At 60.4% G+C, this 19,080-nt stretch carries 19 protein-coding genes and 2 tRNA genes; 10 read left to right on the top strand and 11 right to left on the bottom strand.

The genetic code is table 11. The annotated features are described in order from the left end of the window. The first annotated feature begins 435 nt into the window (after positions 1 to 435). Positions 436 to 867, top strand: a complete 432-nt coding sequence (gene arfB / locus AACZ55_RS06020; RefSeq protein WP_338606743.1) for an alternative ribosome rescue aminoacyl-tRNA hydrolase ArfB — start codon at positions 436 to 438, stop codon at positions 865 to 867. A gap of 26 nt (positions 868 to 893) precedes the next feature. Here arfB and AACZ55_RS06015 read toward each other — a convergent pair whose 3' ends face one another. The 8 genes from AACZ55_RS06015 to AACZ55_RS05980 all read right to left on the bottom strand — a co-directional run bounded on the left by AACZ55_RS06015 (position 894) and on the right by AACZ55_RS05980 (position 8,122). Further along, positions 894 to 1,289, bottom strand: a complete 396-nt coding sequence (locus AACZ55_RS06015; protein WP_339644172.1) for a thermonuclease family protein — start codon at positions 1,287 to 1,289, stop codon at positions 894 to 896. 250 nt (positions 1,290 to 1,539) lie between these two features. After that, positions 1,540 to 1,615, bottom strand: a tRNA-Val gene (locus tag AACZ55_RS06010). 172 nt (positions 1,616 to 1,787) lie between these two features. Beyond that, the gene (locus AACZ55_RS06005; protein ID WP_014130670.1) at positions 1,788 to 2,060 is read right to left on the bottom strand and encodes an HU family DNA-binding protein; all 273 of its coding nucleotides are present in this window, start codon (positions 2,058 to 2,060) and stop codon (positions 1,788 to 1,790) included. Between the two features lie 329 nt (positions 2,061 to 2,389). Next, entirely contained in the window at positions 2,390 to 4,816 is a 2,427-nt protein-coding gene (lon, locus tag AACZ55_RS06000) for an endopeptidase La (protein WP_338606741.1), read from the bottom strand. Positions 4,817 to 5,069: 253 nt separating this feature from the next. Beyond that, positions 5,070 to 5,456 carry a hypothetical protein gene (locus AACZ55_RS05995; RefSeq protein ID WP_339644168.1) on the bottom strand — a complete coding sequence of 129 codons (387 nt, stop codon included), beginning with the start codon at positions 5,454 to 5,456 and terminating at the stop codon, positions 5,070 to 5,072. Between the two features lie 185 nt (positions 5,457 to 5,641). Then, positions 5,642 to 6,919, bottom strand: coding sequence for an ATP-dependent Clp protease ATP-binding subunit ClpX (gene clpX, locus AACZ55_RS05990; protein ID WP_339644165.1), 1,278 nt, complete (start codon positions 6,917 to 6,919; stop codon positions 5,642 to 5,644). Between the two features lie 171 nt (positions 6,920 to 7,090). Beyond that, positions 7,091 to 7,720 carry an ATP-dependent Clp protease proteolytic subunit gene (locus tag AACZ55_RS05985; protein ID WP_338606738.1) on the bottom strand — a complete coding sequence of 210 codons (630 nt, stop codon included), beginning with the start codon at positions 7,718 to 7,720 and terminating at the stop codon, positions 7,091 to 7,093. A 174-nt stretch (positions 7,721 to 7,894) separates the two neighbouring features. After that, positions 7,895 to 8,122 (bottom strand): hypothetical protein, encoded by a 228-nt coding sequence (locus AACZ55_RS05980; RefSeq protein WP_338606737.1) that lies wholly within the window; start codon positions 8,120 to 8,122, stop codon positions 7,895 to 7,897. A gap of 126 nt (positions 8,123 to 8,248) precedes the next feature. On the opposite strand from AACZ55_RS05980, the gene AACZ55_RS05975 reads away from it, so the two are divergent. Then, positions 8,249 to 9,502, top strand: a complete 1,254-nt coding sequence (locus AACZ55_RS05975; RefSeq protein WP_339644160.1) for a cytochrome P450 — start codon at positions 8,249 to 8,251, stop codon at positions 9,500 to 9,502. A gap of 21 nt (positions 9,503 to 9,523) precedes the next feature. On the opposite strand, the gene AACZ55_RS05970 is transcribed toward AACZ55_RS05975, so the two are convergent. The 3 genes from AACZ55_RS05970 to AACZ55_RS05960 form a co-directional block, all read right to left on the bottom strand. Beyond that, on the bottom strand, positions 9,524 to 11,002 hold the full coding sequence (locus AACZ55_RS05970; protein WP_339644157.1) for an NAD(P)H-hydrate dehydratase: 1,479 nt from the start codon (positions 11,000 to 11,002) through the stop codon (positions 9,524 to 9,526). A gap of 239 nt (positions 11,003 to 11,241) precedes the next feature. Then, positions 11,242 to 12,630 (bottom strand): trigger factor, encoded by a 1,389-nt coding sequence (tig, locus tag AACZ55_RS05965; RefSeq protein WP_338606734.1) that lies wholly within the window; start codon positions 12,628 to 12,630, stop codon positions 11,242 to 11,244. A 54-nt stretch (positions 12,631 to 12,684) separates the two neighbouring features. After that, positions 12,685 to 12,769 (bottom strand) — tRNA-Leu (locus AACZ55_RS05960). A 342-nt stretch (positions 12,770 to 13,111) separates the two neighbouring features. Between AACZ55_RS05960 and AACZ55_RS05955 the strand changes: the two genes are divergently transcribed. From AACZ55_RS05955 to AACZ55_RS05920, 8 genes are all read left to right on the top strand, one after another. Beyond that, the gene (locus AACZ55_RS05955; RefSeq protein WP_014130680.1) at positions 13,112 to 13,450 is read left to right on the top strand and encodes a P-II family nitrogen regulator; all 339 of its coding nucleotides are present in this window, start codon (positions 13,112 to 13,114) and stop codon (positions 13,448 to 13,450) included. A 97-nt stretch (positions 13,451 to 13,547) separates the two neighbouring features. Further along, the gene (glnA, locus tag AACZ55_RS05950; RefSeq protein WP_338606733.1) at positions 13,548 to 14,957 is read left to right on the top strand and encodes a type I glutamate--ammonia ligase; all 1,410 of its coding nucleotides are present in this window, start codon (positions 13,548 to 13,550) and stop codon (positions 14,955 to 14,957) included. 160 nt (positions 14,958 to 15,117) lie between these two features. Next, positions 15,118 to 15,249, top strand: coding sequence for a hypothetical protein (locus AACZ55_RS05945; RefSeq protein ID WP_339644153.1), 132 nt, complete (start codon positions 15,118 to 15,120; stop codon positions 15,247 to 15,249). A gap of 175 nt (positions 15,250 to 15,424) precedes the next feature. Further along, positions 15,425 to 16,462 carry a serine hydrolase gene (locus AACZ55_RS05940; RefSeq protein ID WP_339644150.1) on the top strand — a complete coding sequence of 346 codons (1,038 nt, stop codon included), beginning with the start codon at positions 15,425 to 15,427 and terminating at the stop codon, positions 16,460 to 16,462. 144 nt (positions 16,463 to 16,606) lie between these two features. Next, positions 16,607 to 16,900 (top strand): DUF2282 domain-containing protein, encoded by a 294-nt coding sequence (locus AACZ55_RS05935; protein WP_339644148.1) that lies wholly within the window; start codon positions 16,607 to 16,609, stop codon positions 16,898 to 16,900. Between the two features lie 62 nt (positions 16,901 to 16,962). After that, on the top strand, positions 16,963 to 17,829 hold the full coding sequence (locus tag AACZ55_RS05930) for a DUF692 domain-containing protein (RefSeq protein WP_339644145.1): 867 nt from the start codon (positions 16,963 to 16,965) through the stop codon (positions 17,827 to 17,829). After that, positions 17,826 to 18,581, top strand: coding sequence for a DNA-binding domain-containing protein (locus AACZ55_RS05925; protein WP_339644142.1), 756 nt, complete (start codon positions 17,826 to 17,828; stop codon positions 18,579 to 18,581). The genes AACZ55_RS05930 and AACZ55_RS05925 overlap by 4 nt, the downstream gene beginning before the upstream one ends. Next, a complete protein-coding gene (locus tag AACZ55_RS05920; protein ID WP_339644139.1) occupies positions 18,578 to 19,066 on the top strand; it encodes a DoxX family protein in 489 nt (162 codons plus the stop codon). Before AACZ55_RS05925 ends, AACZ55_RS05920 begins: the two co-directional genes overlap by 4 nt. Positions 19,067 to 19,080 lie beyond the last annotated feature (14 nt).

Genomic DNA, 19,080 nt, shown 5'->3' with positions numbered 1-19,080 from the left:
GAACCCGCGACCTCCGGCGTGACAGGCCGGCGCTCTAACCAACTGAGCTACACCCCCTTGTGACCCCGAAGCGCTTCGGCCCCGGCAAGGTGGGCTTCGTTTAACGGGGTCCCCGAACCAAGTCAAGCGACTTGCCACCCCCTTTTGTGAAGAATTTTTGATCCGCGCCCAAACCACCCCAAAACCCCATCGCCAACGCAGCTGAATTCCCCGCAAAACCTTGATTTTTCTATCGGCTTTTCATCCGGCCCGCACCTGTCACAAGTGGCCGTCTCCTGATAAAATCCAATGTGGAAATCGGCTGGAGCGCAATCGCGACCCGGCGGGCGCAAAGCGGAGAGCGCAGATCTTTCCAGCGTGATCGCACGCCAAAACAAAGACTTAGAGCCCCCGCCCGATTCAATCGGGCTGGAGTGGGTTCTGGAAGGAAATTTCATGCCCGAACGGATCGAAATCACCTCGACCCTGTCAATTCCACTCTCGGAGATCGAGTTGAACTTCGTGCGCAGTTCCGGTCCCGGCGGCCAGAACGTCAACAAGGTCGCGACAGCCGTTCAATTGCGCTTCGACGCCGCCTCCTCCCCATCGCTCCCTGATGGTGTGCGCAGCCGCCTCATCGGGCAGGCCGGCTCCAGGGCAACCAAAGACGGCGTTATCATCCTCACCGCCGACCGGCACCGCACCCAGCCGCTCAATCGCGAGGACGCCCTCAACCGCCTTGCCGAGATGATCCGCGCCGCGACCTACGTCCCGCGCAAACGCCGCGCCACAAAGCCCACCCTGGCCTCCAAGCGCCGTCGCCTGGACGCCAAGACCCGCCGTGGCGCCATCAAGAGCCTGCGCGGCAGCAAACCTGGTTTTGACTGATTGCCGCCACCTTACCCTTTCCGGGCTCAGGTGCCAGGCTTGGGTGGCAATGTATCGCGGGCCCCATATTGCGAAAAAACCTGCCGCCCCTTTTGTCTGGCGTCAGCCAGCCACAGTTTCTTTCGCGCGTCGTGGGGCTCGAGATGACGATACTTGCCACCGGAAAATTTCCTCCAGTCAAGCGCCAGACCGCACCGGACAAGCTCGGCGGCCAGATCACGTCCATCTGGCAAAAAACACTGCGCCACCAGGCGATCGTAAGAAAGCTCTGGAGTGATCCGGGCGGTAATTGACTGCCCCTTGTACAACTCCACAAGCGCCCATTTCGACTTTTGCCCCCAGGGATGCTCAAGCTCGGGCGCATCTATTCCCGCCAGCCGGATGCGGGTCTTGTTGATAACGATGGTATCGCCATCGATCACCCAACAGCGCCCGCTGATAATGCCCGATGGCCAGCCGACAACCGGTTCGATCCGGGCTGGCCGAACTGTTCTGAACTCAGCCCTGGCTGAAGATGTGCCAGGAGTAAACAGGAACGCGATAACGCGGCGCCAGAACCCCATAACCTCACACTGTCCCTCGGATCCTCCGTCTCAACTTGACGGCTCGAGCCCGGAGGCGCAAGGCGCGGCCCCTGGTACACCTAACCAAACTTTGCACTGAAAAGGAAAATGGTGGGCGATGACAGGCTCGAACTGCCGACATCCTCGGTGTAAACGAGGCGCTCTACCAACTGAGCTAATCGCCCTTGCCCGCTTGTCAACGGAACCAACCGGGTCTTGGTTGCCCCGGTTGCGCAAATGCCGCGCCTGATTAGGCGCAAACCCCCTTCCCGTCAATAGCGGGAAAGCCATGGGGGCCGGAAACGGAAAGACCCCGGACAGATGTCCGGGGCCAAACCATACTGAAGCCGAAATGGCTTAGTTCAGCGCGTCCTTGAGGCCCTTGCCGGCCTTGAACTTGGGCTGGGTCGAAGCCGGAATGTCGATTTCCGCGCCGGTGGCCGGGTTGCGGCCTTTGGTGGCCTTGCGCTGGGTTGCAGCGAAAGTGCCGAAACCGACGAGGCGAACTTCGTCTCCACCCTTCAGAGCGGCGGTGATGGCTTCGAAAACAGCATCAACCGCTGCTGCCGCCTGGGCCTTGGTGAGATCAGCCTTTTCGGCGACAGCCGCGCTCAGATCGTTCTTGTTCATAGCGTTTCCTCACAATGATGTGCCCATCCTAACGGGACGAGCGGAAGCGGCTTCACCCTTTTACGATTCCGGGCCAAAAGCAAGGAAAACTGCCAGATTCTCGGCGTTTTCGGCCGCAAAACGGGGGAAAATGCTGGACCTTGTCAGCAATGTGGCTAGTGCCTCGCGCAATTGTTAACCCATCATGCACAAAAATCGGCTCCCGCGCCGGATTACGGGCCTTTCGGGCCGAATCAGCGACCCACTTCCAGATCGGCTCGCTTTCATGGTTCCACAAAAAACGGCGCCCCTTCCGAGGCGCCGCTTCAACGGTTCGATTGGCGCTCTGCTTAGTGCGGCAGAGCAGCTCCTGTGTCGTCGCCTTCGACAGCCGGTACCGGCTTGGTGTCATCCTCGAAGGTCCACTCGATAGCCTGGGGCATCTCGACCAGCGCATGTTCGAGCACTTCGCCCATCCGGCTAACCGGCACGATCTCCAGGCCTTCCTTGACGTTGTCAGGAATGTCCTTGAGGTCGCGCACGTTCTCCTCGGGGATCAGCACCTTGGTAATACCGCCCCGCAGAGCCGCCAGCAGCTTCTCCTTGAGCCCACCGATCGGCAGCACCCGGCCGCGCAGCGTGATCTCGCCTGTCATGGCAACATCGTGGCGCACGGGAATGCCCGTCATCACCGACACGATGGCCGTGGCCATGCCGATACCCGCAGACGGTCCATCCTTGGGCGTTGCGCCTTCGGGCACGTGCACGTGGATATCGCGTTTGTCGAACAGCGGCGGCTTGATGCCGTATTCGAGCGCCCGGGCCCGCACATAGGTCGCGGCCGCCGAGATCGACTCCTTCATGACGTCCTTGAGATTGCCCGTCACGGTCATCTTGCCCTTGCCCGGGCTCATGATGCCTTCGATGGTCAACAGCTCGCCACCGACCGAAGTCCAGGCCAGACCGGTCACCACGCCGACCTGCGGCTCGGCATCGATTTCACCGTAACGGAAGCGCGGCGCGCCGAGATATTCCTCGACCAGCTCGGGAGTAACGACAATCTTCTTCTTGCCCGTGAGCAGAATATCCTTGACCGACTTGCGCATCAGATTGGCAATCTCGCGCTTGAGATTACGCACGCCCGCTTCGCGGGTGTAGCGCCGCGTCAGAAGCTGGAGAGACTCATCGGTCAGCTCGAACTCTTCGGCCTTCAGCCCATGTTCCTTGAGGGTTTCGGGCATCAGGTGACGACGGGAAATTTCCCACTTTTCCTCGTCCGTGTACCCGGACAACCGGATGATCTCCATACGGTCGAGCAGCGGCCCTGGAATGTTGAGCGTATTGGCCGTCGTCACGAACATCACGTCCGAGAGGTCGAAATCGACCTCGAGGTAATGGTCGTTGAACGTCGAGTTCTGTTCCGGATCGAGCACTTCGAGCAATGCCGAAGAGGGATCGCCCCGGAAATCCTGGCCCATCTTGTCGATCTCGTCGAGCAGGAACAGCGGATTGGCTTTCCCGGCTTTCTTGAGCGACTGCACGATCTTGCCGGGCATGGACCCGATATAAGTCCGCCGGTGACCGCGAATTTCCGCTTCGTCCCGCACACCGCCAAGGCTCATGCGCACATATTCACGCCCAGTCGCCTTGGCAATCGAGCGGGCCAGCGAGGTCTTGCCGACACCCGGAGGTCCAACAAGGCACAGGATCGGGCCCTTGAGCTTGCCGGTCCGGCTCTGGACCGCAAGATACTCGATGATGCGTTCCTTGACCTTGTCGAGACCGTAGTGATCACCCTCGAGCACGTCCTCGGCATATTTGAGGTCGCGCTTGACCTTGGACTTCTTGCCCCAGGGCAGGTTCAGCATCCAGTCGAGATAATTGCGAACGACCGTGGCTTCCGCCGACATCGGGCTCATCTGCTTGAGCTTTTTCATTTCCGCGTCGGCCTTCTGCCGCGCTTCCTTGGAAAGCTTGGTCTTGGCGAGCCGGTCCTCGAGCTCCTGGAGCTCATTGGTGCCATCTTCGCCATCACCCAGTTCGCGCTGGATCGCCTTCATCTGCTCGTTGAGATAGTACTCGCGCTGGGTCTTTTCCATCTGGCGCTTGACCCGGCTCCGGATACGCCGCTCGACCTGCAGAACGCCGATCTCGCCTTCCATAAGCCCAAGAACGCGTTCAAGGCGCTCGGTAACCGATGGGGTCGCCAGAATGTCCTGCTTGTCCTGGATCTTGACCGCCAGATGGCTGGCAATCGTATCGGCGAGCTTGGAATGCTCTTCGATCTGGGTGACCGCTGCGACGACCTCCGACGAAATCTTCTTGTTGAGTTTGACGTAGTTCTCGAACTCGGTGACGGCCGACCGCGCAAGCGCCTCGGCCTCAACGGCATCGTGCCCTTCGACGGGCAGGGCCTCGGCCTGTGCCTCGAAATAGGTTTCGGTCTGCACATAGTTTTCGATCTTGGCCCGATGCAGCCCCTCGACCAGAACCTTTACGGTGCCGTCGGGCAGCTTGAGCAGTTGCAGCACCGACGCGATCGTGCCGATCTCGTAGATGCCGTCGGGCTCGGGATCGTCTTCCTGGGCATTTTTCTGGGTAACCACCAGAATATGCTTGTCCTCGCGCATCACCTCTTCAAGCGCGCGCACGGATTTCTCGCGTCCAACAAACAGGGGCACGATCATCGATGGAAACACCACGATGTCGCGCAGCGGCAGGACGGGGTACACCTTTTCGCGGTCGAACTCGACTGCGGATGTTTCGGTGTCGGACATGGACTATCCTTTCGTCGTTGCCGGACAGGGAGGATGGTTCCCGGCAACTTGTAATGTGTTGCGCTCCAGTGTGCGCCTCACCCGTTAGGGATTGGCTAACCGAAACGACTCTTCGCCCACTAAGATAGGGCAATAGAGCCGCTCTACAAGCGTGACGACACAATTTCCCGTACGCATATCAAAATGGCCGGCATGCGCAGACGGCATGGCACCTCACTCACCGGCCACAAATGCGCAATAGGACGCACGGCGGCTACAGCAGCGCGTCGTAATTGCTCTCGCAAAGCTCGAGCTGAGCCAGAAAGCTCTCATCGTCTTCCATGGTCAGATCGTAAGCGCCCGCATCGAACACAGACCAGATTTCGTCGACCTCCTCCTGCCGAAACCCATGATCCTCCAAAAGGACCGTATCGATATCGGCCCCCAGGTCGAACGCCAGATCCTCGTAGTGCATCATGTCGTCGCTGCCGTCGTCGTAATAATAGGATTCCTCGAAAAACAGCGCGCTGCACCAGATCGCCTGAACCAGACTCTTGGGCAGGTCCTGGACCAGCTTGGTCTGCGGCTGGGCAGCGGCACCTCCGGCGACGGCAAGCCCGAGGACAAGCGATATTGGCAATACATATCCCGAAAATTTCATAAGCTCCGTCCCCTGTCTTGGTTGGCGTGCCGACCACGCGCCGACCATAGCAAGCCCCACACCTGTCCGTAAACGCCACCCACAGCCAATTCTTGAGCGAAAGATTCGGTAGCCAAACCGGCCAAAGCAAAGGGCCCGGATCAACCGATCCGGGCCCTTTGTACTTCATTCAGACTGCCTGTCGGTCAGGCGCCCGACTTCATGTCTTCCTTGGCGCGCTCTGCGTAGATGTAGAGCGGGCGCACGTCCTTGTTGTCCACGACTTCCTGGCTGATGACCACTTCCTCGACCCCTTCGAGCGAAGGCAGGTCGTACATGGTATCGAGCAGGATGGCCTCGAGGATCGAACGCAAGCCGCGCGCACCTGTCTTGCGGGCGATGGCCTGACGGGCAACCGCCTTTAGGGCGTCCTCGTGGAAGGTCAGTTGCACATCTTCCATCTCGAACAGACGTGCGTACTGACGAACCAGGGCGTTCTTGGGCTCGGAAAGAATCTGCACGAGTGCATCCTCATCGAGATCTTCGAGCGTCGCGATCACCGGCAGACGGCCGATAAATTCGGGAATCAGTCCGAAACGGACCATATCCTCGGGCTCGACTTCGGCAAGAACGTCGCCGACCCTGCGGTCGTTGGGGTCCTTGACTGCCGCCGTAAATCCGATCGAAGAGTTTTCGCCCCGCGCCGCGATGACCTTTTCAAGTCCGGCAAAGGCACCGCCGCAGATGAACAGGATATTGGTCGTGTCCACCTGCAGGAATTCCTGCTGCGGATGCTTGCGGCCACCCTGGGGTGGAACCGAAGCCACTGTGCCTTCCATGATCTTGAGCAGCGCCTGCTGCACGCCCTCACCCGAAACGTCGCGGGTGATGGAAGGGTTGTCCGACTTGCGCGAAATCTTGTCGACTTCGTCGATATAGACAATACCACGCTGCGCCTTGTCGACGTTATAGTCGGCGGACTGCAACAGCTTGAGAATGATGTTTTCGACATCCTCGCCCACATAACCGGCTTCGGTCAGGGTCGTGGCGTCTGCCATTGTGAACGGAACGTCGAGAATGCGCGCCAGCGTCTGGGCCAGCAGCGTCTTGCCGCAACCGGTCGGACCGATCAGGAGGATATTGGACTTGGAAAGCTCCACATCCTGATTCTTGGTCGCGTGGTGCAGGCGCTTGTAGTGGTTGTGAACGGCCACCGAGAGCACGCGCTTGGCGCGCCGCTGGCCGATAACGTAATCGTCGAGCACTTTGCAGATATCGGCCGGGCTCGGCACACCATCTGCGGACTTGACCATCGAGGTTTTCGATTCCTCGCGGATGATGTCCATGCACAACTCAACGCATTCATCGCAGATGAATACGGTGGGTCCGGCGATCAGCTTGCGAACTTCGTGTTGGGACTTCCCGCAGAACGAGCAGTACAGCGTGTTCTTGGAGGAATCTCCGCTCGAATTTTCCTTGGACATCTAGCAACTCCAGAAGCGTTGCAAACGCTTGGTTCAGTTTCGCCGATTTGAGAACGCTACCCGACGACGCATGAACAATTTCTCACTGTGACCATAAAGATCGTTCCGCCGGGGCGCAATCGGCACGGGCGCTTTCTCCAGCGCCCGTTGCGTGCGGTGTATAATCGAGGTTTACGCTCCACCTTCCGGCACGGCCCGCTTATCGTGAACGTGGTCGATAAGGCCGAGTTCCTTGGCCTCTTGCGGCGAAAGGAACTTGTCGCGCTCGAGAAGGTCTTCGACCTGCTGATATTCGAGCCCGGAATGCTTCACGTAGATTTCATTGAGCCGGCGCTTCAGATTCTCGGCCTCGCGGGCGTGAATCATGATGTCGGTCACCTGGCCCTGATAGCCGCCCGAGGGCTGGTGCACCATCACACGGGCATTGGGCAGAGCGCCGCGCATGTCCTTTTCGCCGGCGGTCAGGAGCAGCGATCCCATCGACGCCGCCTGGCCCATGCACAAGGTCTGAACCTTGGGACGGATAAACTGCATCGTGTCGTAGATCGACAGCCCCGCCGTCACCACCCCGCCAGGCGAGTTGATGTACATGGCGATTTCCTTTTTCGGATTTTCCGATTCGAGGAAAAGAAGCTGTGCGACGATCACCGAGGCCATATTGTCCTCGACGACGCCGGTCACGAAAATGATGCGCTCGCGCAAAAGGCGCGAATAGATATCGAAGGCGCGTTCGCCGCGATTGGACTGCTCGACCACCATCGGCACGAGCGTGTTCATGTATAGATCGACGGGATCTCGCATGTTTTGGGTAACTCCCCCGGAGAAAAGGATTCGGCTTGTCGGCCAGATAGCAAGCGATTGCTGCTTAAAGGACGGTCAAGCGTCACATAGGCTTGGCCGCGTTCAACTTCAATAGCAAGCCCAAGCATGGCCCTATTGTGGCGCATGCTTAACGCTCCCGGCCTGTCCACATGGTCAGACAAAGCTGGTGGCCACGCCCTTCTTGCGGAAATACGCCTGCATCAGCTTGCGGCCCTGGCGATTGGGCTGGGCCAGCTTGGAGGTTTCGAACACCGCTTCCTTGGCGCCTTCGCGCGCCATCGCGCTCTTGAGCGTTGCGATATGGAGATCGAGATCCTCATTGTCATTTTCAAGCGAAGTATAGATGGCCTCGATGGCCTGCGAAACTGTGATGTCGCTCACAATAACTGGTCTCCAGAATGGTCCGGCCCATACCTAAAGAATTTCTGGGCATGGGCAAGACCTGACCATAGGCATGAAGAATTTGCTGCAATAGGCTAGCACAAAAGCAAGAAGGACTCCCGACCGATGGCAGCCATACTCCAGGTCCGGCCGATCACCGACGTCGCCGCCGATCGTTGCGCCAGCGCCCGCCCCTCCGATCCCGCCTTCTACCAGAACCCCTATCCGTTCTACGCAGCGCGCCACGCTACCCGTCAGGCGTTCTTCTGGACTGAATACGGCCATTGGTGCTTTGCCGATTTCCCATCGGTCAGCGCGCTTCTGCGCGACCGGCGATTCGGCCGCGACATTCTCCACGTCGCCACGCGCGAAGAAATCGGCCTGCCGCAGCCCCAGCCCCACACCGCCGATTTCGACCTCACCGAAAAATATTCGCTACTCAATCTCGAACCGCCCGCCCATTCGCGCCTGCGCACGCTGGTCAACCGCGCTTTCGTCTCCCGGCAGGTCGAATTGCTCCGCCCCCGCATCGCCAATCTTGTCCATTCCATCATCGATGGCTTTGAGGATCAGGGCAGCGTCGAGTTGATTAAGGCCTTCGCCGCCCCCATTCCGGCCATCGTCATCGCCGAAATGATCGGTCTCCCCTCGCAAATGGCGCCCCAGTTGCTCGACTGGTCCAACCGCATGGTCAAGATGTATATGTTCGATGTCAGCCACGATATCGAACGCGACGCCAACCGCGCAGCCGCCGAATTCACCGCCTATCTGCGCACAGTCATCGCCGAGCGCCGCAAGCTGCCCCGCGAGGATTTGCTCAGCCACATGATTGCCGCCGAGCAGGGTGGGGAACGCCTGAGCGAAGACGAAATGCTCTCGACCGCCATTCTGCTGCTCAACGCCGGGCACGAAGCGACCGTCCACACCACCGGCAATGCCGTCAAAGCCATCCTTGAAAGCGGCTATGATCCGCGCATGCTGTTTGCAGATGACGCAGCGACCGCCGCCACAGTCGAGGAAGCGCTGCGGTTCGATGCGCCATTGCACATGTTCACCCGCTACGCTCTCGAAGACCTCGACTACGACGGCATTCCATTGCGAAAGGGTGATGTGATCGGCCTGATGCTCGGCGCCGCCAACCGCGACCCGAACCGCTTCACAAACCCCAACACCTTCGACCCTTTACGCACGGATGGCGCCAATGTCAGCTTCGGCGCCGGCATCCATTTCTGCATCGGCGCGCCCCTGGCCCGCCTCGAAATGCAGATCGCGCTGCGCACCCTTTTCGAGCGCCTGCCCAGGCTTCACCTCTCGGCACCACCCCGCTACGCCGATGTCTATCATTTCCACGGATTGGAGCGGCTCGACGTGAGCTGGTAGGAACGGCCCCGGACCTCGCCGTTAAGGCCCCGCCACGGACAAGTCGGCCAACACTTCGGGAATCAAGCCCGGCAAATCGTCGGCCACCATCCCCGGCTTGCCAAAACGCTGTGCTGCCCGCCCATGGATATAAGCACCCGCGCAAGCAGCCTCAAAGCTGCCCATGCCCTGGGCAAGCAACCCTCCGATCAATCCCGCCAGCACATCGCCCGCGCCCGCGGTGGCGAGGATCGGCGTACCGGTGGTGTTGATAACGGCGCGCCCCTCGGGATGGCCAATCACCGTATCCGAACCCTTGAGCAGCACGATTGCGCCAGAGCGCCGGGCCGCCGCGATCGCCATGTCCGTCTTGGCGCCGTCGATCTCACCGAACAACCTGTTGAATTCCCCTGCATGGGGCGTAAGGACCACGCTTTCCGACTCACGTTTGCCGATGGCCGAAAACAGGATGTTCGGCTGGTCGGCAAAACTCGTCAGTGCGTCGGCGTCCAACACCAGCCGCGCCTGGCTCTCGAGAGCCGCCAGCACCATCTGCCGCGTTGCCTCCCCGATACCTGTCCCCGGCCCAATGACCAGCGCGTTCTTGCGCGTATCCTCAAGCAACCGTGCCAGCCCCGCGCCATCATCAACTTCGGCGAGCATGATTGCCGTCACATGGGCTGCGTGCACGAGCAGCGCTTCCCGCTCTCCGGCGATCGTTACCAGGCCCGCCCCACTTCGCGCAGCGCCGAGCGCCGACAGCCGGGCCGCCCCGGTGTGCAGCGCGCCGCCCGAAACCACGACGCAATGACCCGCATCGAATTTGTGCCCCTCTGCTGCGCGCACGGGCAGCGTCCAGAGCCGCGGATCGTTCTCGTAAAGGCGTATGTCGATCTCTAAAAGCACTGCGTCTGGAATTCCGATATCGGCCAGCAGCACTTCACCGCATAACCCGCCGCCCGGCAACAGCAAATGGCCCGGTTTGTGACGGAAGAAGGTGACCGTGAGGTCGGCTCGCACGGCCACGCCGCGCACCGCTCCTGTTTCCCCATCGACCCCGCTGGGGATGTCGACAGCCACCACTTTTGCCGCGCTTTCATTGATTGCTTCGACAAGATCGGCCATCTCACCCTCGACGTCGCGCGACAGACCCGCACCCAGCAGGGCATCGACGATGATTCCGAAGTCCGGGCACATTCCCGGGGCCGCCGTTTCGATGGCGCCACCCCACATCCGGGCCATCATCGCCGCGTCGCCGTCGAGATCGCTCTTGGTGCAGGTCAGCCCCAGCCGCACCGGCCAGCCGCGCTCGGACAGCAGGCGCGCCACGACAAACCCGTCGCCGCCATTGTTGCCTGGCCCGCAAAGAACCAGAACCGGCTGCAGCACAAACCTGCGGCTCACCTCATAGGCAACCGCCTGCCCCGCATTTTCCATCAAACTGAGCGAATTGACGCCGCTTTCGATCGCCAGCCTGTCGGCCATGGCCATCTGTTTTGGGGTTAGCAGGTCCTGCACCATCAACTCCGGTCACAATCGGCAGCACCATCCCCCGACACGGCCTGCAATCACAAACAAATAGGGCCCCGCAAAGGTTGCGGAGCCCTATTCAAATAGCGAGTTCTGTGTCGATAACGTGGCCGTTACCTATCGCTCCACAGAGCTTTAGTGATCGTGATCGCTCTCGATCCGGAGTGCTGCCAGGAAAAGTGGGTCCCACTTTTCCGGTTCAGCAGCGCGACCACAAGGAAACGATGTCGTCAGTGATCGTGATCGCTGTCGATATCGAATCCGTCTTCGCCCTCGCGGACCAGCTTGACCAGTTCTTCGCGGCTGGTCTTCTTGTCCTTGACGTCGGCCAGTTCGACAACGAAATCGACGACCTTGTTTTCAAAGATCGGCGCACGCAGACCGGCAAGAGCGTTAGGGTTCTTGCGGTAATAATCGTACACCTGCTGTTCCTGGCCGGGGAAGCGCCGCACTTCGGCAATCAGCGCCTGCTGGTGCTCTTCGTCCGACACGGTGATCTCGTTGACATTGCCGATCTCGGCGACGACCAGCCCCAGACGCACGCGGCGCTCGGCGATCTTGCGATAGTCTTCCTGCGCCTTTTCCTCGGTCGTGCCTTCCGATTCGAAGGTCTTGCCGTGGTGCTCGACTTCGTGCTTGACGCGATTCCAGATCGCATCGAACTCGGATTCGACCAGCTTGGCCGGCACGTCGAACTTGTGGCCCTCGTCGAGCGCGTCGAGAACGAGGCGCTTGAGCCGCTGCTGCGACAGGCTCTTGTTCTGGCTTTCGATCTGCTCACGGATCGCCGTCTTCAGCGCCGCGAGGTCTTCGAGACCCAACGTCTTGGCGAACTCGTCATTGAGTTCCACATCGGCCTTGGGGCCATCCACATGGAGCACATTGACGTCGAACTCGGCCTCTTTCCCGGCCAGTTCAGCGTTCTGGTAATCTTCGGGGAACGTGACCTTGATGGTCTTGTTGCCGCCTTTCTTGACGCCAATCAGACCCTCTTCGAAGCCGGGAATGAACTGGCCGGACCCCACCGTCAGGTGGGTGTGCTCGGCCGAACCACCTTCAAAGGGCTCACCGTCGATCTTGCCGACGAACGAGAGACCGACACGGTCGCCGTCTTCGACAACACCATCGTCACCCTTGTCTTCATACTGGCGGTTCTGCTTGAAGAACTTTTCGACTTCCTCGTCGACTTCCTCGTCGGTCACTTCAACAACCGGCCGTTCGAGCGCGATGGTCTTGAAATCCATCAGCGAAACGGGGGGAAGCACTTCGTAGGAAACCGAAAATGCCAGATCGCCTTCACCATCCAGCACGCGGTTGATGAGGGCCTGATCTTCGCTCAGGTCGATTTCGGGCTGGGTCGCGGCCTTTTCCGAGCGCTCCTCGAGTGTCTTGGAAACGGTCTCGTTGATCGAATCCTGCAGCACTTCGCTCATCAGCGAGCGGCCATAAACCTTTTTCAGATGCGCGGTCGGCACCTTGCCGGGGCGGAAGCCCTTGATCTGCACCTTGCCCCGAACCTCGTCGAGCTTTTCGTCGAGTTTCGATGCGAGCGCCGTCGCCGGAATGGTCACATCGAGCTTGCGGCGCAGCCCTTCGTTCAGAGTTTCAGTTACGTTCATTTTGCGTATCGATCCCGTATTTTCGTAAATCGTGTTGGAAGCCGGCGCAGAATTTGGTGCGGGTGAGAGGAGTCGAACCTCCACGCCTTGCGGCGCTGGAACCTAAATCCAGTGCGTCTGCCAGTTCCGCCACACCCGCGCATCTCGTACGCCCGGCGTCGAGTTGGCACGCGTCCTAGCCCAACTTCTCATTGCAGTCAAAGCCTCATTGGTTCGGGGCCCGCGTTCCCCTGCGTTTGCGTGCCACGCCATCCTGTTCCATGATGCGTCCAAACGGCATCGCGCCATCAGCATCGCAAATGCTCATTATATAGGCATATTGCCCATATTTTGACCGACAGCCATACAGAATAGATGACAAAAAGGTTTCGTTTATCCATACAACCCTTTGTTTTCGCAGCACTGAAGTCGCAAAAATCCCGATTGGCACACCCCATGCATTCAATGGGCCAACCGGTCCCGAACACGAGGAGACGTGGACATGAAAAAGATTGAGGCCATCGTCAAACCCTTCAAGCTCGATGAGGTCAAAGAGGCCCTTCAGGAAGTTGGGTTGCAAGGCATCACAGTGACGGAGGCCAAGGGATTCGGTCGTCAGAAGGGCCACACCGAGCTCTACCGGGGCGCCGAATACGTCGTCGATTTCCTGCCCAAGGTCAAAGTCGAGGTCGTTGTACCGGACCAGCTTGCCGACAAGGCGATCGAGGCGATCCGCAACGCGGCGCAGACCGGTCGGATTGGCGACGGCAAGATTTTCGTTTCGACGGTCGAACAGGCCATTCGAATCCGCACGGGCGAAAGCGGAGACGAAGCCCTATAATGGGGCTTCGTGAAACCAAGTCAGGCGCGCGACAAACTCCTCCCGGACGTTTTAAGCGCAGGCATAAACTTCAAACACCAATTTCTGGGGATCTATTATGAGCTCAGCAAACGATCTTATGCAAAAGATCAAGGACGAAGGCATCAAATACGTTGACCTTCGCTTCACCGACCTGCGCGGCAAGCTTCAGCATGTCACCATGGACGCATCGGTTGTCGATGCCGACATGTTCGAAGAAGGCGTCATGTTCGACGGCTCCTCGATTGCTGGCTGGAAGGCCATCAACGAATCCGACATGGTCCTTATGCCCGACAACGATTCGGCCTATGTCGATCCGTTCTTTTCGGCGCCTACCCTGTGCGTGAACTGCGACATTCTCGAGCCGGCGACCTACCAGCCCTACAATCGTGATCCGCGCTCCATCGCCAAGAAGGCCGAGGCCTTCGTCAAGACCTCCGGCGTTGGCGATTTCGTCGGTTTCGGTCCCGAACCCGAATTCTTCCTGTTCGACGATGTGAAATATTCGACCTCGACCTACAAGGTCGGTTTCCAGGTTGATTCCTCCGAACTCGGCTCCAACTCGGACGCCGATTACGAGGGCGGCAACACCGGCCACCACGTCGGACTCAAGAAGGGCTACTTCCCGGTTCCGCCGGTCGATAGCGCCCAGGACATCCGCGGTGAAATGCTCGAAGCGCTTGCCGCGATGGGCGTGGTCGTCGAAAAGCACCACCACGAAGTGGCTTCCGCCCAGCACGAACTCGGCATCAAGTTCGCTCCGATGATCACCGCTGCCGATCACGTCCTGCTCTACAAGTATGGTGTCCAGCAGGTCGCCCAGTCCTACGGCAAGACGGCAACCTTCATGCCCAAGCCTGTTTACGGCGACAACGGCTCGGGCATGCACTGCCACCAGTCGATCTGGAAAGACGGCAAGCCGCTCTTCGCCGGCGACGAATATGCTGGCCTGTCGATGGAATGCCTTTACTACATCGGCGGCGTCATCAAGCACGCCAAGGCCATCAACGCCTTCACCAACCCGACCACCAACTCCTACAAGCGTCTGGTGCCGGGCTTTGAGGCCCCCGTGCTGCTGGCCTATTCGGCCCGCAACCGGTCCGCTTCGTGCCGCATCCCCTTCGGTCAGAGCCCGAAGTCCAAGCGCGTCGAAGTCCGCTTCCCCGATCCGCTCGCCAATCCCTATCTCGCCTTCACGGCGCTGCTCATGGCTGGCCTTGACGGCATCAAGAACAAGATCCACCCGGGCGACCCGATGGACAAGGATCTCTACGAGCTGCCAAAGGAAGAGCTCCAGGGCATCCCGACCGTTTCCGCCTCCCTGCGCGAAGCGCTGGACAGCCTTTCGGCCGACCGCGACTTCCTCAAGGCCGGCGGCGTGATGGACGACGACTTCATCGACTCCTACATCGACCTCAAGATGGAAGAAGTGATCAAGTTCGAACACACCCCTCACCCCGTCGAGTACGAGATGTACTACTCGGCCTGAGGGCCACTGTTAATCGCATACGGAAAGGGCTCCTTCGGGAGCCCTTTTGCTTGGCGCATATGCTGCATGCAGGCTGCAAATTTCCATAGGGGCCGAGGCCGGAACGTGCGATGCTGCGCGGGCGCAAACGATCATGTTTGCGCGCTCAAAGGACAGCGACATGGCCAAAGGTCAGGTGCGGAAAAACCGCGAAGCGAAAAAGCCTAAACAGGCCAAAGAGAAAACTATAGCAGCAGCGCCCTCGCTAAAGGGTGTCGTTCAGCTTGGAGAGCATAAAAAGCCCAAGAAATAACGGACGAGGGATTCCCAGGCCCTGAGGGGCAGAGAAGCACTGCTTTTCGAGTGTTGCCCCTGCCCCCACCTCCCGGTTTGTTGATCGCCATCCTGCCCGCGACGCCGCACAAAAGCCCATCTTGCCCGACACATCGCCCGAACGGATATCCACTCTTGCGCGCGGCCTTCATTCCATGACGATTTCAACCTTCCTTCGCCCCGCCCGGGTTCTGGCCGTGGCTGCTGCCATATCCTTCCCCCTCGCCGGCTGGGCACAGGAAACCATATCCTCCGACCCGCTGACGACCGTGCTGGAGGCCGCCGGAGACCTCGAACCACTCCGCACCGTCACTGTTTCCCGCGGCGGCGAACTCATCGCCGACCGCGGCTATAACGGTTACACCTCCAGCGATCCCACCAATATCAAATCGGCCTCCAAGGTCATCGTCACCACAATGATCGGCATCGCCATCGACAAGGGCCTGCTCGACGGTCCCGACCAACCGGTCGCCGAACTGCTTGCCGATGATCTGCCTTCCGATCCCGACCCGCGCGTCGACGAGATCACCCTGAGCCACCTCATGTCCATGCAGGCCGGCCTTCAAGCCACGTCCGGCGCCAATTACGGGCGCTGGGTCGCCAGCGCCAATTGGGTGCGCACTGCCCTCGCCCAGCCTTTCGTCGCCGAACCGGGTGGCCCCATGGTCTATTCGACCGGCTCCACCCATCTGCTCTCGGCCATCCTCACCGATGTGGGCGGCGCCTCCACCCGCCAACTCGCCCGCGACTGGCTCGGCCCCATTGACGGCTTTGCCATAACCGGCTGGCATCAGGACCCCCAGGGCATCTATCTGGGCGGCAACGAGCTTGCCATGACCCCACTCTCGCTTCTGGCTTTCGGCGAAATGATCCGCAATGGCGGCGTCACGGAAGATGGCGAACGGATCGTCTCGGAAGACTGGATCGAGCAATCCTGGCAACAGCGCACCACCTCACGCTTTGGCGGACACGGATATGGCTATGGCTGGTTCCTGACCGAATTGGCCGGCCATGACGTCTCTTACGCTTGGGGCTATGGCGGCCAGATGCTCTACATCGTCCCCGATCTCGACCTGACCGTCGTCATGACCTCGGACCCCAACAGCCCATCGGGCGGCAACGGCCATCGCGATCGCCTTCATGACCTGCTTGCCGATATGATCGGCATTTATGACGCCGGCGCGCAGGAGTAGTCGCCCCGACCACGCCGCTACCTCCCCCGGGGCCTGTTCACGGAACCGTGATGCCGCATGGCCGTAACCGTCTTCGATGTCCCAACGAATGAGTCGTCGGGTGCCAAAAACGGCGCCTTCGATCTCCAAAGGAAGGACATTGCAATGAACCGCAACATAGCCTCAGTCGCTCTTGCCGCATCGCTGGCGACGGCTCTCGGAACCGCCGGCGCTGCCCCGGCCATCGCTCAGGACGATATGGTCAAGTGCTACGGCGTCTCGCTTGCCGGTCAGAACGATTGCGCGGCCGGCCCCGGCACCACCTGCGCCGGCACCTCCACCGTCGATTATCAGGGCAACGCCTGGACACTGGTGCCCTCAGGCACATGCGAAAGCATGGAATTACCGGGCGATCGCATGGGCAGCCTCGAAGCGCTCGAACGCGACATCCCCGCCTGAGCCGCACCCATAGGAGCGCGGCACAGGTCGCGCTCCCTTCCTCAATCGACCGGGAGGCCATGATGAACCGCTACAACACGCTCCCCCTGCAAGCCGGCGTGGGCCTGAAGCCCGAGCATTACGGGGAAATTCTCGAAGGCCGTCCGCCCGTCGGCTTTTTCGAGATCCATGCCGAAAACTACATGGGAGATGGCGGCGCGCCGCATCGTTATCTGGCTGCCATCGCCCAGACCTATCCACTTTCCCTACATGGCGTCGGCCTGTCGATCGGCGGGGAGAACGATCTCGACCGCGCCCACCTTGCCCGCCTCAAGCATCTCATCGAGACCTATCGGCCCGCTTCATTTTCCGAACACCTCGCATGGTGGACCCATGACAGCGCCTATCTCAACGATCTGCTGCCGCTTCCCTACACCGCCCGCACGCTCGATCAGGTTTGCGCTCATGTCGATGACGTCCAGCAAACGCTTGGCGTTGCCATGCTGCTCGAAAATCCATCGACCTATCTTCTGTTCGAGGAAAGCACCATCGACGAGGTCGATTTCCTCGCCGCCATCGCCGAACGGACCGGCTGCGGCCTGCTGCTCGACGTCAACAACGTCATGGTCTCATCGGTCAACCACGGCTGGGACCCCAAAGAGTATATCGATCGCTTTCCCGTCGAGTTCGTCGGTGAAATCCATCTCGCCGGCTATGACGAAACGCTCGACAGCGCCGGAGCGCGTCTGCTGATCGACGCCCATGGATCGGCCGTCCGGCCCGACGTCTTCGATCTTTATGTCCATACGCTCGGCCGCACCGGCCCCATCGCCACACTTGTGGAATGGGACAATGACGTGCCCGACTTCCCCACGTTGATGAGTGAAGCCCGTATGGCCCAGGCCGCGCTCGACAAGGCTCTCCCCGGTATGCGGAGCGCGGCACAATGAGCGCGCAGACCCGCTTCGCCCAGGCGGTGCAGGACCCCGCCAGCGCGCTGCCCCAGGGCCTGACCAGCAAGGGCGGGCGAAACGATCCCCTGCGGTTCGCCGTCTATCGCAACAATGTTCACGTCAGCCTCGTGAACGCCCTGACCAAGGGGTTTCCCGTCGTGCGTGCGCTCGTCGGTGAGGAATTTTTCACCGCCATGGCCCGCGTCTTTGTCGGCCAGACCAAACCTTCATCGCCCATGCTGTTCCAATACGGCGAGAACTTCCCCGATTTCATTGCCGAATTTCCGCCGGCAGCCTCCCTTCCCTACCTCTCCGATGTCGCCCGGCTCGAATGCGCATGGACCCGCGCATACCACGCTGCGGACGATCCCATCCTGACGGTCGATGCGCTCGCCGACCTGCAGCCGTCCGACCTCCTTCAATCCCGCCTTGCTCTCCATCCTGCTTGCGCGCTCATAACCTCACGCTTTCCCGTCGGCTCGATATGGCACGCCCACCGGCAGACACAGCCCGCCGCGCTCGGGTCGACCGGCCCCGAGACGGTGCTGATTGCCCGCCCCGGCCTCGACGTCGTCGTAACGGTCTTGCCCCACGAGGACGCCGAATTCGCCCGCGCCATAATGGCCGGCGCCACCGTTGGCGACGCTGCAACGGCATCGGCCAACGATGCGGATTTCGACCTCGGCTCCGCCCTTGTCGGGCTGATCTCGCTGGGCCCCTTCAAGCCTTCGAAAGGGGATAAGGCATGACACTGCGTTCGATAATCGCCAGAAGCGAAGCGCTCATCGCCAGCCTTCCCGCAACCCTGGTACTGCTGGTCTTGCGCATCGCGCTTGCCGTCCCCTTCTTTCGGTCCGGCCTGACCAAATGGGACGCGCCCTTCATGCTCGCGCCGAGCCAGGCGTTCCTGTTCGGACAGGAATTCCGGCTCCATATTCTCGGAGGCGCCTACCCCTACCCGTTCCCCACTCTTGCCGCCTACCTCGCCGCAACCGGTGAAATCGTTCTGCCCATCCTTTTGGTCCTGGGACTGGGCACCCGTTTTGCGGCATTCGGCATTTTGCTGATGACCGCCGTAATCCAGCTCACCGTCCCCGAAGGGTGGGCGAACTTCCATCTGCCCTGGGCAGCCATGGCTCTGGCCCTCATGGCCTATGGCGCCGGTCGGCTGAGCGTCGATGGCCTGCTTGCCAACCGGACGCCGGAAATGACACCGACAGGCTCCCATGGTTGAAAGGCCCGGCGGTG

It is taken from the genome of uncultured Pelagibacterium sp., assembly GCF_963972885.1.
GTDB lineage: Bacteria > Pseudomonadota > Alphaproteobacteria > Rhizobiales > Devosiaceae > Pelagibacterium > Pelagibacterium nitratireducens.
Note: the sequence above shows the minus strand (reverse complement) of the source record. Positions and strands in the feature narration are given on the sequence as shown.

What these genes read in the sequence shown, in the direction of transcription:
- arfB (WP_338606743.1), top strand. Translation starts at nt 436, where the DNA reads ATGCCCGAACGGATCGAAATCACCTCGACCCTGTCAATTCCACTCTCG.
- AACZ55_RS06005 (WP_014130670.1), bottom strand. Translation starts at nt 2,060, where the DNA reads ATGAACAAGAACGATCTGAGCGCGGCTGTCGCCGAAAAGGCTGATCTC.
- lon (WP_338606741.1), bottom strand. Translation starts at nt 4,816, where the DNA reads ATGTCCGACACCGAAACATCCGCAGTCGAGTTCGACCGCGAAAAGGTG.
- AACZ55_RS05995 (WP_339644168.1), bottom strand. Translation starts at nt 5,456, where the DNA reads ATGAAATTTTCGGGATATGTATTGCCAATATCGCTTGTCCTCGGGCTT.
- clpX (WP_339644165.1), bottom strand. Translation starts at nt 6,919, where the DNA reads ATGTCCAAGGAAAATTCGAGCGGAGATTCCTCCAAGAACACGCTGTAC.
- AACZ55_RS05985 (WP_338606738.1), bottom strand. Translation starts at nt 7,720, where the DNA reads ATGCGAGATCCCGTCGATCTATACATGAACACGCTCGTGCCGATGGTG.
- AACZ55_RS05975 (WP_339644160.1), top strand. Translation starts at nt 8,249, where the DNA reads ATGGCAGCCATACTCCAGGTCCGGCCGATCACCGACGTCGCCGCCGAT.
- AACZ55_RS05970 (WP_339644157.1), bottom strand. Translation starts at nt 11,002, where the DNA reads ATGGTGCAGGACCTGCTAACCCCAAAACAGATGGCCATGGCCGACAGG.
- tig (WP_338606734.1), bottom strand. Translation starts at nt 12,630, where the DNA reads ATGAACGTAACTGAAACTCTGAACGAAGGGCTGCGCCGCAAGCTCGAT.
- AACZ55_RS05955 (WP_014130680.1), top strand. Translation starts at nt 13,112, where the DNA reads ATGAAAAAGATTGAGGCCATCGTCAAACCCTTCAAGCTCGATGAGGTC.
- glnA (WP_338606733.1), top strand. Translation starts at nt 13,548, where the DNA reads ATGAGCTCAGCAAACGATCTTATGCAAAAGATCAAGGACGAAGGCATC.
- AACZ55_RS05945 (WP_339644153.1), top strand. Translation starts at nt 15,118, where the DNA reads ATGGCCAAAGGTCAGGTGCGGAAAAACCGCGAAGCGAAAAAGCCTAAA.
- AACZ55_RS05940 (WP_339644150.1), top strand. Translation starts at nt 15,425, where the DNA reads ATGACGATTTCAACCTTCCTTCGCCCCGCCCGGGTTCTGGCCGTGGCT.
- AACZ55_RS05935 (WP_339644148.1), top strand. Translation starts at nt 16,607, where the DNA reads ATGAACCGCAACATAGCCTCAGTCGCTCTTGCCGCATCGCTGGCGACG.
- AACZ55_RS05930 (WP_339644145.1), top strand. Translation starts at nt 16,963, where the DNA reads ATGAACCGCTACAACACGCTCCCCCTGCAAGCCGGCGTGGGCCTGAAG.
- AACZ55_RS05925 (WP_339644142.1), top strand. Translation starts at nt 17,826, where the DNA reads ATGAGCGCGCAGACCCGCTTCGCCCAGGCGGTGCAGGACCCCGCCAGC.
- AACZ55_RS05920 (WP_339644139.1), top strand. Translation starts at nt 18,578, where the DNA reads ATGACACTGCGTTCGATAATCGCCAGAAGCGAAGCGCTCATCGCCAGC.